General features: G+C 63.3%; 11 protein-coding genes. 1 reads left to right on the top strand and 10 read right to left on the bottom strand.

Annotated features, from left to right (window positions below; genetic code table 11):
* Window positions 1–47 precede the first annotated feature (47 nt).
* Entirely contained in the window at window positions 48–2783 is a 2736-nt protein-coding gene (gene secA / locus K4A76_RS18820) for a preprotein translocase subunit SecA (RefSeq protein WP_274410918.1), read from the bottom strand.
* A 390-nt stretch (window positions 2784–3173) separates the two neighbouring features.
* Here secA and K4A76_RS18825 point away from each other — a divergent pair, with 390 nt between their 5' ends.
* Entirely contained in the window at window positions 3174–3629 is a 456-nt protein-coding gene (locus K4A76_RS18825) for a DUF721 domain-containing protein (protein WP_009684406.1), read from the top strand.
* Between the two features lie 53 nt (window positions 3630–3682).
* Here the strand turns inward: K4A76_RS18825 and lpxC are convergent, their stop codons facing one another.
* From lpxC to murD, 9 genes are all read right to left on the bottom strand, one after another.
* The gene (lpxC, locus tag K4A76_RS18830; protein WP_003260771.1) at window positions 3683–4594 is read right to left on the bottom strand and encodes a UDP-3-O-acyl-N-acetylglucosamine deacetylase; all 912 of its coding nucleotides are present in this window, start codon (window positions 4592–4594) and stop codon (window positions 3683–3685) included.
* 112 nt (window positions 4595–4706) lie between these two features.
* The gene (gene ftsZ, locus K4A76_RS18835; protein WP_009684407.1) at window positions 4707–5903 is read right to left on the bottom strand and encodes a cell division protein FtsZ; all 1197 of its coding nucleotides are present in this window, start codon (window positions 5901–5903) and stop codon (window positions 4707–4709) included.
* Window positions 5904–5958: 55 nt separating this feature from the next.
* Window positions 5959–7221: a cell division protein FtsA gene (gene ftsA, locus K4A76_RS18840; RefSeq protein WP_009684408.1), complete on the bottom strand. Its 1263-nt coding sequence runs from the start codon at window positions 7219–7221 to the stop codon at window positions 5959–5961.
* A 14-nt stretch (window positions 7222–7235) separates the two neighbouring features.
* Window positions 7236–8105, bottom strand: coding sequence for a cell division protein FtsQ/DivIB (locus tag K4A76_RS18845; protein WP_054912890.1), 870 nt, complete (start codon window positions 8103–8105; stop codon window positions 7236–7238).
* 5 nt (window positions 8106–8110) lie between these two features.
* Window positions 8111–9067 carry a D-alanine--D-alanine ligase gene (locus tag K4A76_RS18850; RefSeq protein ID WP_029886560.1) on the bottom strand — a complete coding sequence of 319 codons (957 nt, stop codon included), beginning with the start codon at window positions 9065–9067 and terminating at the stop codon, window positions 8111–8113.
* On the bottom strand, window positions 9064–10512 hold the full coding sequence (gene murC, locus K4A76_RS18855) for a UDP-N-acetylmuramate--L-alanine ligase (protein WP_029886559.1): 1449 nt from the start codon (window positions 10510–10512) through the stop codon (window positions 9064–9066). The genes K4A76_RS18850 and murC overlap by 4 nt, the downstream gene beginning before the upstream one ends.
* Complete coding sequence (gene murG / locus K4A76_RS18860) at window positions 10505–11584, bottom strand: undecaprenyldiphospho-muramoylpentapeptide beta-N-acetylglucosaminyltransferase (RefSeq protein WP_274410919.1); 1080 nt, start codon at window positions 11582–11584, stop codon at window positions 10505–10507. The genes murC and murG overlap by 8 nt, the downstream gene beginning before the upstream one ends.
* Window positions 11574–12785, bottom strand: coding sequence for a putative lipid II flippase FtsW (ftsW, locus tag K4A76_RS18865; RefSeq protein WP_174824202.1), 1212 nt, complete (start codon window positions 12783–12785; stop codon window positions 11574–11576). Before ftsW ends, murG begins: the two co-directional genes overlap by 11 nt.
* Window positions 12785–14131 (bottom strand): UDP-N-acetylmuramoyl-L-alanine--D-glutamate ligase, encoded by a 1347-nt coding sequence (gene murD / locus K4A76_RS18870; protein WP_274412312.1) that lies wholly within the window; start codon window positions 14129–14131, stop codon window positions 12785–12787. Before murD ends, ftsW begins: the two co-directional genes overlap by 1 nt.

Below are 14131 nucleotides of genomic sequence, written 5' to 3' on the forward strand. Positions count from 1 at the left end.
CCGCAAAGCGGCCCCAGGATGTATCAGGTTACAACACCCAGGTCAGATCATTCGATCTGCCCGTGGCAATGCTTGAACTTCTTGCCCGAACCACACCAGCAAGGCTCATTGCGGCCCAGCTTCTGCTCGTTGCGCACCGGCGCCGAGGCAACGGCCACTTCGGCCTCCTCCTCGCTCAGCTGCTCGCCTTCCAGGCCAGGGGCTGGGGCGTGCTCGAACTGCATGCGGCTGGCCAACTCCTCGGCCTCGCGGCGCAGGCGGGCTTCCTCTTCGACCGGGTCTTCGCGGCGTACCTGAACGTGCGACAGCACGCGGATGGTATCGCGCTTGATCGACTCCAGCAGCTCCTGGAACAGGCTGAACGACTCGCGCTTGTACTCCTGCTTGGGGTTCTTCTGCGCATAGCCACGCAGGTGGATACCGTGGCGCAGGTGGTCCATGGTCGACAGGTGGTCTTTCCACAGGTCGTCCAGCACACGCAGCAGAATCTGCTTCTCGAAGGTACGCAGGGCGTCGAGGCCGGCCTGGTCTTCTTTCTCGGTGTAGGCCGCGGTGATCTCGTTCAGCAGCTTCTCGCGCAGCGTCTCCTCGTAGAGGTGATCGTCTTCGTCGAGCCACTGCTGGATCGGCAGCTTGATGGCGAAGTCGCTGGCCAGCGATGCCTCCAGGCCGGCCACGTCCCACTGCTCGGGCAGCGACTGCGGCGGAATGTGCTGGCTGATGGTAGCGTCCAGGACTTCCTTGCGGAATTCGACGATGGTGTCGCCAATGTTCTCGGCCGCCAGCAGGCTGTTGCGCATGTGGTAGATCACCTTGCGCTGCTCGTTGGCCACGTCGTCGTATTCAAGCAACTGCTTGCGGATGTCGAAGTTGCGGCCTTCGACCTTGCGCTGCGCCTTCTCGATGGCATTGGTGACCATGCGGTGTTCGATGGCCTCGCCCGCCTGCATGCCCAGGGCCTTCATGAAGTTCTTCACCCGGTCGGAGGCGAAGATACGCATCAGGCTGTCTTCCAGCGACAGGTAGAAGCGGCTGGAACCCGGGTCGCCCTGACGGCCGGAACGGCCACGCAACTGGTTGTCGATACGGCGCGACTCGTGGCGCTCGGAGGCGATCACGTGCAGGCCACCGGCCTCGATCACCTGCTGGTGACGCTTCTGCCAGTCGGCCTTGATCTGGGCGATCTGCTCGGCGGTCGGGTTTTCCAGGGCGGCCACCTCGGCTTCCCAGTTACCGCCCAGCAGGATGTCGGTACCACGGCCGGCCATGTTGGTGGCGATGGTCAGGGCACCCGGCGCACCGGCCTGGGCGATGATTTCGGCTTCTTTCTCGTGGTACTTGGCGTTCAGCACCTTGTGGTCGATACCTTCTTTCTTCAGCAGGTTCGACATGTGTTCGGACGTTTCGATGGTCGCGGTACCAACCAGAATCGGCCGGCCCTGCTTCATGCTTTCCTTGATGTCGGCAATGATCGCGGCGTACTTCTCGTCGGCGGTCAGGTACACCAGGTCGTTGAAGTCCTTGCGCGCCAGCGGCTTGTTCGGCGGGATGACCATCACGTTCAGCGCGTAGATCGACTGGAACTCGAAGGCTTCGGTGTCGGCGGTACCGGTCATGCCGGACAGCTTGGTGTACAGGCGGAAGTAGTTCTGGAAGGTAGTCGAGGCCAGGGTCTGGCTCTCGGCCTGGATGTTCAGGTTTTCCTTGGCCTCGATGGCCTGGTGCAGGCCTTCGGACAGGCGCCGGCCCGGCATGGTCCGGCCGGTGTGCTCGTCGATCAGCAGTACCTGGCCGTCCTGGACGATGTACTCGATGTTGCGGTGGAACAGCTTGTGCGCGCGCAGGCCAGCATATACGTGGGTCAGCAGGCCCAGGTTATGCGCCGAGTACAGGCTCTCGCCTTCGGCCAGCAACCCGGCCTGGGTCAGCATCTCTTCGATGAACTGGTGACCGGCCTCGTTGAGCTCGACCTGGCGGCTCTTCTCGTCGATGGTGAAGTGGCCTTCCTGAGTGACCTGGCCTTCGACTTCTTCGATGTGCTGGGTCAGGCGCGGGATCAGGCGGTTGATCTCGATGTACAGCTTGGAGCTGTCTTCGGCCTGGCCGGAGATGATCAGCGGGGTACGCGCTTCGTCGATGAGAATGGAGTCCACTTCGTCGATCACGGCGAAGTTCAGTTCACGCTGGAACTTCTCGTCCTGGCTGAACGCCATGTTGTCGCGCAGGTAGTCGAAACCGAATTCGTTGTTGGTGCCGTAGGTGATGTCGGCCGCATAGGCAGCACGCTTTTCTTCCGGCGGCTGGAAGGCCGATACGATACCGACCGACAGGCCGAGAAACTCGTACAGCGGGCGCATCCAGTTGGCGTCACGGCGGGCCAGGTAGTCGTTGACGGTAACCACATGCACGCCCTTGCCGGACAGTGCGTTGAGGTACACGGCCAGGGTACCGACCAAGGTCTTGCCTTCACCGGTACGCATTTCTGCGATCATGCCTTCGTGCAGGGTCATGCCGCCAATCAACTGAACGTCGAAGTGGCGCATGCCCATCACGCGCTTGCCGGCCTCGCGGGCCACGGCAAAGGCTTCGGGCAACAATTGGTCCAGTGTCTCGCCTTTGGCCAGGCGCTCCTTGAACTCTGCAGTCTTGCCCCGCAGTTGCTCGTCGGAGAGGGCCACCATCTTCTCTTCGAAGGCATTGACGATACTCACCGTCTTGAGCATGCGTTTTACTTCACGCTCGTTCTTGCTTCCAAAAAGTTTTTTTAACAAAGGCGCAAACATATCGGCAGGATCTTCCACACGTAGGGATGGAGGGCGGCCCCATGAGTCGCCCGTGCAGCCCTGAGGCCGCATGCGAACGAGCATTCTACCCGGAAACGATGGTGAGGAAAGTGGTGGATTTCCACGATGCTGGCACAGCGCTTTGGCAGGGGCTTGGTTTAGATAGGGGCATTTTCCCTGAGTTCAAGGTTTGGCAACATGAAAGGTATCGAGAACCAGTCTTATCTTGCGTCGCCTGTGCTGGCCTCTTCGCGGGCACGCCCGCTCCCACAGGATCACTACAGGCCTGAGTGTTGCGCAATCCCTGTGGGAGCGGGCGTGCCCGCGAAGAGGCCAGCACAGGTTCTACAGGTGTTAAACTGCCGATCTTGTAACCTCATGCGTACCCCCATGGCCTACAAACCCTCCCCCGCCCAGCCACCCTCGGCCCTGCTGCGCCAGGTGCGCCCGCTGCGCCTGCTGCTGAACCAGGCCGAACGCCTGGAACACCTGCAGCGCCTGCTGGAAAGCCAGCTGCAACCGGCTGCCCGCGAGCATTGCCACGTGGCCTCATGGCGCGATGGCACTTTGTTGCTGGTGGTTACCGATGGCCATTGGGCTACCCGCCTGCGCTACCAGCAGAAGCGCCTGCTGGCCGCATTGCAGGCCATGGAAGCCTTTGGCAACCTCCGGCGCATCCTCTACAAGGTGCAGCCGCCCCTGGTACCGGCCAAACGCGGCGGGCATGCTGCCGAGCTGTCCACCAGCGCCGCGGCGAGCCTGCGTGACACCGCCGAGGGCATCGCCGACCCCAAGCTGCGCGCTGCACTGGAGCGCTTGGCCGCCCACGCTGGCGACAAGCAATAAAAAAGGCCACCCGAAGGTGGCCTTGATTACAACACTAGAGAGAGTGTTCGAACTTACACGGCCGCAACAGGGCGCATGTACGAGATCGGTGCCGTACTGGCATCTTCGAACGTGACCACTTCCCAGGCATCGGTTTCGGCAATCAGCTTGCGCAACAGCTGGTTGTTCAGCGCGTGGCCGGACTTGTAGCCCTTGAACTCGCCGATCAGGCTGTTGCCCAGCAGGTAGAGGTCGCCGATGGCGTCGAGGATCTTGTGCTTGACGAATTCGTCATCGGAACGAAGGCCGTCTTCGTTGAGCACACCTGTCTCGTCGACCACGATGGCATTCTCGACACTGCCACCCAACGCAAGGTTGTGCTTGCGCAGGTACTCGATGTCACGCATGAAACCGAACGTGCGGGCGCGGCTGACTTCCTTCACGAACGAGGTGCTGGAGAAGTCGACAACCGCGCTCTGGGTCTGGCCCTTGAGGACCGGGTGATCGAAGTCGATCTCGAAGCTCACCTTGAAACCGTCGAAAGGCAGGAAAGTGGCGCGCTTGTCGCCCTCTTCCACAGTTACCTCACGCAGGATGCGGATGAACTTCTTGGCTGCGTCCTGTTCTTCCAGGCCGGCAGACTGAATCAGGAATACGAAGGGACCGGCGCTGCCATCCATGATCGGCACTTCCGAGGCGGAGAGCTCGACGTAGGCGTTATCGATGCCCAGGCCCGCCATGGCGGAGAGCAGGTGCTCGACCGTATCGACCTTGACGTCACCGTTGACCAGCGTCGTCGACATGGTGGTCTCGCCGACGTTGGCCGCACGCGCAGGGATCTCGACCACAGGGTCGAGGTCGGCGCGGCGGAAGACGATGCCGGTGTCAACAGGTGCAGGCTTGAGGGTCAGGTAAACCTTCTCCCCGGAGTGCAGGCCGACACCTGTGGCACGGATGGTATTCTTCAGGGTGCGTTGTTTAATCATGGCATTGGCCGCTTCAGCGCAAATTGCGAACAGGTATCAACAAAGGCTGGGGATGATAACAGACCCAACCTTTGATGAATACCAATCACCTTTATACCCCTGATAAATTCCATTAATCAGCCTGACGACGCAGGAATGCCGGGATATCCAGGTAATCCAAGTCATCCTGAGGGTTCATTTTCGCGGCTGCCGCAGCACCGGCGTGGGCCTGGTTGCGCATTACGGTCGGGCGCTCGAGGTCACGGTAGTTCACGGCTGGCTGCTCCTGACGAACTGGCGCCGGGTTGGACGCTTCGTACGCCTGCTGGGCGGTCTGCAGGGTGTTGTCGACCACTTTCACAGGCTTCTCGATACGCGCGCCCAGGCCGGTGGCCACAACGGTCACGTGCAGTTCGTCACGCATGTCCGGATCGATCACGGTACCGACCTTGACCATGGCGTGGTCAGAGGCGAAGGCTTCGATGATGCTACCCACGTCGGAGTATTCACCCAGCGACAGGTCCGGGCCAGCGGTGATGTTCACCAGGATGCCGCGGGCGCCCTGCAGGTTGACATCTTCCAGCAGCGGGTTGCGGATGGCTGCTTCGGTGGCTTCGCGTGCACGGTTCGGGCCGCTGGCGCAACCAGTACCCATCATCGCCATGCCCATTTCACCCATGACGGTGCGCACGTCGGCGAAGTCGACGTTGATCATGCCCGGGCGCTTGATGATGTCGGAGATACCGCGCACGGCGCCGGCCAGTACATCGTCGGCCTTGGCGAAGGCGGACAGCAGGCTGGCATCCTTGCCCAGGATGGTCAGCAGTTTCTCGTTGGGGATGGTGATCAACGAGTCGACGCTTTCAGCCAGCATGCGGATGCCTTCATCGGCGATCTGCATGCGCTTGCGGCCCTCGAACGGGAACGGACGGGTCACCACGGCTACGGTGAGGATGCCCATTTCCTTGGCCACTTCGGCAATGATCGGTGCAGCACCGGTACCGGTACCGCCGCCCATGCCAGTGGTGATGAACACCATGTTGGTGCCTTGCAGCACTTCGGCGATGCGCTCACGGTCTTCCAGTGCGGCCTGACGCCCGACTTCCGGATTGGCGCCAGCACCCAGGCCCTTGGTCACGCCAGTGCCCAATTGCAGGATGGTGCGTGCACCAATGTTTTTCAGGGCCTGAGCATCCGTGTTGGCGCAGATGAATTCCACACCTTCGATGCTGCTCTTGACCATGTGGTTGACGGCGTTGCCGCCACCACCACCAACGCCGATCACTTTGATGACCGGGCTTTGCGGGACGTTGTCTACGAGCTCGAACATTTTCCCTCTCCTTACAGTTCTCTAGTTGTTGCGCCTACCACTACTGCTTTGAAACTTAGAAGTTGCCCTGTACCCAGCGCTTGAAGCGTTCAAGCACTGGGGCCTTCGGTTCATCGCCATAGCTGTTGTTGCTGCTGTTGCTGCTGCCGGTCAGGACCATGTCCTCGGACTGCTTGAGCAGGCCGTAGGTGAGCAAGCCCACGCCGGTGGAATAGATGGGGTTGCGAACCACGTCGCTCAGGCCCCGAACGCTGTGCGGTACGCCCAGGCGTACCGGCATGTGGAAGATTTCCTCGGCCAGTTCCACGGCACCTTCCATCTTCGCGGTACCGCCGGTGAGGACGATGCCCGCTGGCACCAGGTCCTCGTACCCGCTGCGGCGCAGTTCGGCCTGGATCAGGGTGAAGAGCTCGTCGTAACGCGGCTCCACCACCTCGGCCAGGGCCTGACGCGACAGCTCGCGCGGTGGGCGGTCGCCCACGCTCGGCACCTTGATGGTCTCGCCAGCGCCCGCCAGTTTGGCCAGGGCGCAGGCGTAGCGGATCTTGATTTCTTCGGCGTACTGGGTCGGGGTACGCAGGGCCATGGCGATGTCGTTGGTCACCTGGTCGCCTGCAATCGGAATGACCGCGGTGTGGCGGATCGCGCCTTCGGTGAAGATGGCGATGTCGGTGGTGCCGCCACCGATGTCGACCAGGCACACGCCCAGTTCCTTTTCATCGTCGGTGAGCACCGAATAGGCCGAAGCCAGCTGCTCGAGGATGATGTCGTCGATTTCCAGGCCGCAGCGGCGCACGCACTTTTCGATGTTCTGTGCCGCGTTGACCGCGCAGGTCACCACGTGAACCTTGGCTTCCAGACGCACGCCAGACATGCCCAGCGGCTCGCGGACACCTTCCTGGTTGTCGATCACGTAGTCCTGCGGCAGGGTATGCAGCACGCGCTGGTCGGCCGGAATGGCCACCGCCTGGGCCGCGTCCAGTACCCGCTCCAGGTCGGCCAGGCTGACCTCGCGGTCACGGATGGCGACGATGCCGTGGGAGTTCAGGCTGCGGATATGGTTACCGGCGACGCCCACGAACGCCGAGTGGATGCGGCAGCCGGCCATCAGCTGCGCTTCTTCGACGGCGCGCTGGATCGATTGCACGGTCGACTCGATGTTCACCACCACGCCTTTTTTCAGGCCGCGGGACGGGTGTGTGCCGATACCGACGATTTCCAGGGTGCCGTCTTCGCCCACTTCGCCGACCAGTGCCACCACCTTGGAGGTGCCAATATCCAGCCCGACGATCATTTTGCCGCTATGCGCGTTTGCCATGGTCCTGCCTCTCTCTAATTCTTCGCAACGGCGGGTTGGGCCGTCGTCGGTGCAATCGGTTCCCGCCAACCAACGGCAAGTCCGTTGGAATAACGCAGATCAATGCGGGCGATAGTGCTGATCTGGTCTTTGAGTGTCTTGTCGTAAATGGCAATGAAACGGCGCATCTTCTCCACCAGATGGTCGCGCCCCAGCAGCAGCTCGATGCCAGGCCCGGCGCTGCTCGCGCCAGTGGTCAGGAACCAGCTGCCTCGCTCGCGCAGCTCCAGGCGAGCGATGGAAAAGCCCAAGGGGCGCAGCATCTGGCTCAATACCTGATACTGCTGCATGACTTGTTGCTGGGCACGCCGCGGCCCGGCAAGCTGCGGCAGGTGCTCATAGTTGGCCAGCTCACGCGGGGTGAATGCCTGGCCCTGGTTGTTGAGCAAGGCTTCGTCGCCCCAGCGCGCCACCGGCAGCTGTTCTTCCAGGCGGATGACCACCTCGTCAGGCCACACGCGGCGTACTTCAGCGTGGGCGATCCAGGGCATCTGTTCGAGCTCCGCACGCATCGCCGGCAGGTCGACACTGAAGAAGCTCGCGGCCACGTAAGGGGCGATGCGCTGCTGCACCGACTGCTGGCTGATGTAGCTGAGGTCGCCCTGCACATCGATCTTGGCGATGGGCCGGTCGGCATAAGGCATCAGGCGAATGGCCCCTTCGTAGGCACCGAAGCCTGCTGCCACCAGCAATACCGGCCACAGCAGGCGCTTCAGGCCGCCGAGGCTGGGCCGCGGCAGGCGCGCCGATACGGGCTCGTCGGCCACCAGCCTGCTGGCACCACGCGGCACCGGCTTGCTACGGCCGGTTACGGGTTGCTGCTGACGTATCATTGCGCCTTGCATGATGATTAACCTCGCGTCGCCACGCTTTCGGCCAGGATTGCCAGCACCAGTTGCTGGAAGTCCAGGCCAGCCGCGCGGGCCGCCATGGGCACCAGGCTATGATCGGTCATGCCGGGTGCGGTGTTTACTTCGAGCAGCCAGAACCGGCCTTGCTCGTCCTGCATCACGTCCAGCCGCCCCCAGCCCTCGATGCCAACGGCATCACAGGCACGGGCGGTCAGGTCGATCAGTTCCTGTTCCTTGGCGCTATCCAGGCCGCACGGAATGCGGTACTGGGTATCGTTGGCGATGTACTTGGCGTCGTAGTCGTAGAACACGTGCGGTGTACCCAAGGCGATCGGCGGCAGCACCTGGCCGCGCAGCACCGCAATGGTGAACTCCGGGCCGTGGATCCACTGCTCCACCAGTACCTGGGAATCGTACTGGGCAGCGTCTTGCCAGGCGGCGATCAGTTCCTCGGCGCTGTTCACCTTGGCCATGCCGATGCTAGAGCCTTCATGGGCGGGTTTGACGATCAGCGGGAAGCCCAGTTCCGTACTGGCCTGCAAACAATCGCTTTCACTCGCCAGCACCGCGTGGCGCGGGGTAGGAATGCCCAGGCTCTGCCACACCTGCTTGGTACGCAGCTTGTCCATGGCCAGGGCCGAAGCGAGGATGCCGCTACCGGTATAAGGGATGCCCAGGCACTCCAGCAGCCCCTGCATGCTGCCATCCTCACCGCCACGGCCGTGGAGGATGATGAAGGCGCGGTCGATCTTCTCGTTCTGCAGGCGGTCGAGCAGGTCGTCACCGACGTCGATGGCAACGACATCGACACCGGCGGTGGTCAGCGCATCGATCACGGCGGCGCCGGACTTGAGCGACACTTCGCGCTCGGCACTCTTGCCGCCGTACAGCACGGCAACGCGGCCAAACGCTTTCACGTCGAGGGTAGAGTGCAGCTTGTCGTAGGCGCTGGTCATTTCGACTTCTCCTGCTTGGCGCCAGCGAACAGCGGGCTTTTCATCAGTTGCGGGGCCAGGCCGCCAACGTCACCGGCACCCTGGCAGAGCAGGATGTCGCCAGCGCGCAGCAACGGCTTGACCAGTGGCGCCAGCTCGGCGCCACGTTCGATGTAGATCGGGTCGAGCTTGCCGCGCTGGCGAATGCTGTGGCACAGCTGCCGGCTGTCGGCGCCAGGTATTGGCTCTTCGCCAGCCGGGTACACCTCCATCAGCAGCAGCACGTTGGCATCGCCCAGCACCTGAACGAAATCGTCGTACAGGTCGCGGGTGCGGCTATAGCGGTGCGGCTGGTAGACGATCACCAGTCGGCGGCTTGGCCAGCCACCACGCACAGCCTTGATCACGGCGGCCACTTCGGTCGGGTGGTGGCCGTAGTCATCGACCAGCATCACGCTGCCGTCTTCGACCGGCAGCTCGCCGTAGACCTGGAAGCGACGCCCAACGCCCTGGAAGCCGGAAAGGCCCTGCACGATGGCTTCGTCAGTGATGCCTTCGTCAGTGGCAATGGCGATGGTGGCCAGGGCATTGAGCACGTTGTGGTTGCCCGGCATGTTCACCGACACGTCCAGCGGCTCGCAGTCGCGGCGCAGCACGGTGAAATGGGTCTGCATACCCTGCTGCCGCACATTGATGGCGCGGATGTCGGCCTCTTCGCTGAAACCGTAGGTCACGGTCGGGCGCTTCACCTGCGGCAGAATCTCGCGTACCACCGGGTCGTCCAGGCACATCACCGCCAGGCCATAGAACGGCAGGTTGTGCAGGAACTCGACGAAGGTTTTCTTCAGTTTGTTGAAGTCGCCTTCATAGGTCGCCATGTGGTCGGCGTCGATGTTGGTGACCACAGCCACCATCGGCTGCAGGTGCAGGAAGCTGGCATCGCTTTCATCGGCTTCGGCGATCAGGTAGCGGCTGGTGCCCAGCTGGGCATTGGTGCCGGCCGCGGTCAGGCGACCACCGATGACGAAGGTCGGGTCCAGACCGCCGGCGGCGAATACCGAGGCCAGCAGGCTGGTGGTGGTGGTCTTGCCGTGTGTACCGGCGACTGCCACACCGTGGCGGTAGCGCATCAGTTCGGCGAGCATCTCGGCACGCGGTACCACCGGAATGCGCCGCTCGAGGGCGGTGGCCACTTCCGGGTTGGCCGGGTTGATGGCGCTGGAAACCACCAGCACATCGGCAGTGGCAGCGTTTTCGGCACGGTGGCCGACGAAGATCTCGGCACCGAATGACTCCAGCCGCTCGGTGACCGGCGAGGCTTTCAGGTCGGAACCGGACACTTCATAGCCCAGGTTCAGCAACACTTCGGCAATGCCGCACATGCCCACGCCGCCAATACCGACGAAGTGAATGCGACGGATACGACCCATTTTCGGCTGGGGCATGGCTTTCTGGCTCTCAACCATGGGCCACCTCCAGGCAGATATCGACCACGGTGCTGGTTGCTGCAGGTTTGGCCAGGCGCCGTGCGGTACCTGCCATGACATTGAGTTTCTCGGGTTGCATCAGCACCTCGTTCAGGCGTTCAGCGAGCTGCGCTGCGCCAGTTGTCGCTTGTGGCATCAGGAAGGCAGCACCTTCGCGAGCCAGATATTGAGCGTTGTGGGTCTGGTGATCGTCGATTGCGTGAGGCAACGGCACCAGCACCGAAGGCAGGCCTGCCGCCGCCAGCTCGCTGACGGTCAGCGCACCCGCCCGACACACCACCATGTCGGCCCAGCCATAGGCTTGGGCCATGTCCTTGATGAAAGGCTCGACCTGAGCCTCGACGCCGGCCTCGTGATAACGCTCGGCGGTGATCGGCGCGTGCTGCTTGCCGGCCTGGTGAAACACCTCGGGCCGCACGGCAGCAGGCACTTCGGACAGGGCCTTAGGCAACAATTTGTTCAATGGTTCCGCCCCCAGGCTGCCGCCCAGCACCAACAGCCGTGCACGGCGTTCGGCCAGGGGCGCGCGTGGCGCATCCAGGAACAGCTCGGGGCGCACCGGGTTGCCGGTGGTGCGGCGCTTGTCGCTGGCCTCGAAGGTGTTCGGGAACGCCTCGCAAACCCGCGCAGACAGCGGCACCAGCAAGCGGTTGGCGGTACCGGCGCGGGCGTTCTGCTCATGGATCACCAGCGGCACGCCACACAGCCGCGCAGCCACGCCGCCAGGGCCGGTCACATAACCACCAAAGCCCAGCACGCACACCGGCTTGAGCTGGCGAATGATCCGCCTTGCCTGGAGAACGGCCTTGACCAGGGTCAAGGGTGCCTTGAGCAACGACAGCTTGCCTTTGCCGCGCAGGCCGCTGACCTGGATCAGGTGCAGCGGCAGGCCGGCCTGGGGCACCAGTTCATTCTCGATGCCGCGCGGGGTGCCCAGCCAGTGCACGCTGTACCCGCGCGCCTGGAACTCACGGGCGCAGGCCAGGGCCGGGAACACGTGTCCGCCGGTACCGCCGGCCATGATCAGTACGTTCTTGCCGTCAGCGGCCATGACTGGTCTCCTCGGCAAAATCGCTTTCGCTGAATTCGTGCTCCTCGCTGCCCAGGTGCGTACGGCTTTCCCACTCGATACGCAATAGCAAGCCCACGCAAGCACAACAGATGACCAGCGAGCTGCCCCCGTAGCTGAGGAACGGCAGGGTCAGGCCTTTGGTCGGCAGCAAGCCGACATTCACCCCGATGTTGATCAGGAACTGGCCGATCCACAGGAAGGCCAGGCCGAACGCCATGTACGCGGCGAAGAACTGCTTGGCCTTCTCCGCCCACAGGCCGATGTACAGGGCGCGGACGGTCACGAACACGAACAGGGCGATGGTCACCAGCGAGCCGACCACGCCCAGCTCTTCGGCCAGTACCGAGAACACGAAGTCGGTGTGCGCTTCAGGCAGGTAGAACTGCTTCTGCACGCTGTTGCCCAGGCCCACGCCCAGCCACTCGCCACGGCCGAACGCGATCAACGCCTGGGTCAACTGGTAACCGGAGCCGAACTGGTCGGACCATGGGTCGGTAAAGGTGATCAGGCGCGCCATGCGGTAAGGCTGCGCCTGCACCAGTACGAACACCGCCAACACTGCCAGCACCACCATCAGGCTGAAGCGGAACAGCCCGACACCGCCAAGGAACAACATGGCCGCGGCCGCGCCCATCATCACCACGGTGGCGCCGAAGTCCGGTTCCATCAGCAGCAGCGCAGCCATCGGCAGCAACACGATGAAGGGTTTGAAGAAGCCCATCCAGGTCTCGCGGACTTCGGTCTGGCGGCGCACCAGGTACCCGGCCAGGTAGACCACCACGAACACCTTGGCGATTTCCGAAGGCTGCACGTTGAAGAAGCTGAAGCCGATCCAGCGCATGGAGCCGTTCACTTCACGGCCGATCCCCGGCACCAGCACCAGCACCAGCAAGCCGAAGGCGCCCAGCAGCATGAGGAAGCCCATGCGCTGCCAAGTGGCGATCGGGATCATCAGGGTCGCACCACAAGCCACCAGGCCCAGGAACACGTACACCAGGTGGCGGAACATGTGGTACAGCGGGTTGCCCGACTGCACTGCAGCCACTTCCGAGGAGGCCGAGGTGATCATCACCAGGCCCAGGCCGAGCAAGGCCAGGCAGCCGGCCAGCATCGCGAAGTCGAGGTCGATGCCACGGCCGCTGATCAGCGGCGACGGATAGGGCTTGAGCACACCGAAGATCATGCCAGGGCCCCCGCTGCCTGGGCGAACAGCCGCCCGCGTTCTTCGAAGTTCCGGAACATGTCGAGGCTGGCGCAGGCTGGCGACAACAGCACGGCATCGCCGGCCCGGGCCAGGTCGGCGCACTGTTGCACGGCGTCGTCGAGAGTTTTTACCCGCACCAGCGGCACGTCATCACCCAAGGCTTGGGCAAGGCGCTCGGCATCACGGCCCAGCAACACCACGGCGCGGCAAAACCGCTTGACCGGTTCACGCAGGGCGCCGAACTCGGCGCCTTTGCCGTCGCCACCTGCGATCAACACCAGCTTGCCCTCGATATCGGCCCCCAGGCCTTCGATGGCGGCCAATGCAGCACCGACATTGGTGGCCTTGGAATCGTCGTACCAGTTCACACCGTCACGCTCGCGCACCCACTGGCAACGGTGGGCCAGGCCCGCGAACTCGCGCAGCGCTTCGAGCATCGGCTCGAACGGCAAGCCGGCAGCATGGCCCAAGGTCAACGCCGCCAGTGCATTGCTCTGGTTATGGGCACCGCGAATCTTCAGCTCGCGCACCGGCAGCAATGCCTGGAATTCGAACGCCAGGTATTTCTCGCCATCCACTTCGCGCAGGCCGAACGCCTTGAAGTCTGGTTGGTTGAGGCCGAAGGACCAGCAAGGGCGGCCTTCTACCGGCAGTGGCCGGCTCAGGGCGTCCTGGCGATTCACAACCACCTGCCTGGCACCGCGGAAGATGCGGTGCTTGGCCAGGTGATAGGCCGGCAGGCCGCTGTAGCGGTCCATGTGGTCTTCGCTGATGTTCAGCACGGTGGCCACTTCGGCATTGAGCTGGTCGGTGGTTTCCAGCTGGAAGCTCGACAGCTCCAGCACGTACAGCTCGACGTCATCGGCCAGCAGGTCCAGTGCCGGGGTCCCCAGGTTACCGCCCACGGCCACGCGCTTGCCGGCCTTGGCTGCCATTTCACCTACCAGCGTGGTCACGGTGCTCTTGGCGTTGGAACCGCTGATGGCGATGATCGGCGCCTTGGCATGGCGGGCGAACAGCTCGATGTCCCCCGACAGCTGCACGCCCCGCGCAGCGGCCTGCTGCAGGGCCGGGGTAGCCAGGGCCAGGCCAGGGCTCACGTACAGTTCGTTGGCGCGGCACAGGAAGTCCACGTCCAGTTCACCACAGCGCACTTCCACCTGCGGGTACTCACGGCGCAGGGTGTCCAGTTCCGGCGGTTGCTCGCGGGTGTCGGCGACCGCAAAGGCAATGCCCCGGCTCGCCAGGAAGCGAACCAGGGACATGCCGCTCTTGCCGAGGCCGACAACGATGCGGAATTGGTCGGAAGCGATCAAAGACAC

The sequence above is a fragment of the Pseudomonas sp. NEEL19 genome, from assembly GCF_028751975.1.
Lineage (GTDB): Bacteria > Pseudomonadota > Gammaproteobacteria > Pseudomonadales > Pseudomonadaceae > Aquipseudomonas > Aquipseudomonas juntendi.

What these genes read in the sequence shown, in the direction of transcription:
- secA (WP_274410918.1), bottom strand. Translation starts at nt 2,783, where the DNA reads ATGTTTGCGCCTTTGTTAAAAAAACTTTTTGGAAGCAAGAACGAGCGT.
- K4A76_RS18825 (WP_009684406.1), top strand. Translation starts at nt 3,174, where the DNA reads ATGGCCTACAAACCCTCCCCCGCCCAGCCACCCTCGGCCCTGCTGCGC.
- lpxC (WP_003260771.1), bottom strand. Translation starts at nt 4,594, where the DNA reads ATGATTAAACAACGCACCCTGAAGAATACCATCCGTGCCACAGGTGTC.
- ftsZ (WP_009684407.1), bottom strand. Translation starts at nt 5,903, where the DNA reads ATGTTCGAGCTCGTAGACAACGTCCCGCAAAGCCCGGTCATCAAAGTG.
- ftsA (WP_009684408.1), bottom strand. Translation starts at nt 7,221, where the DNA reads ATGGCAAACGCGCATAGCGGCAAAATGATCGTCGGGCTGGATATTGGC.
- K4A76_RS18845 (WP_054912890.1), bottom strand. Translation starts at nt 8,105, where the DNA reads ATGCAAGGCGCAATGATACGTCAGCAGCAACCCGTAACCGGCCGTAGC.
- K4A76_RS18850 (WP_029886560.1), bottom strand. Translation starts at nt 9,067, where the DNA reads ATGACCAGCGCCTACGACAAGCTGCACTCTACCCTCGACGTGAAAGCG.
- murC (WP_029886559.1), bottom strand. Translation starts at nt 10,512, where the DNA reads ATGGTTGAGAGCCAGAAAGCCATGCCCCAGCCGAAAATGGGTCGTATC.
- murG (WP_274410919.1), bottom strand. Translation starts at nt 11,584, where the DNA reads ATGGCCGCTGACGGCAAGAACGTACTGATCATGGCCGGCGGTACCGGC.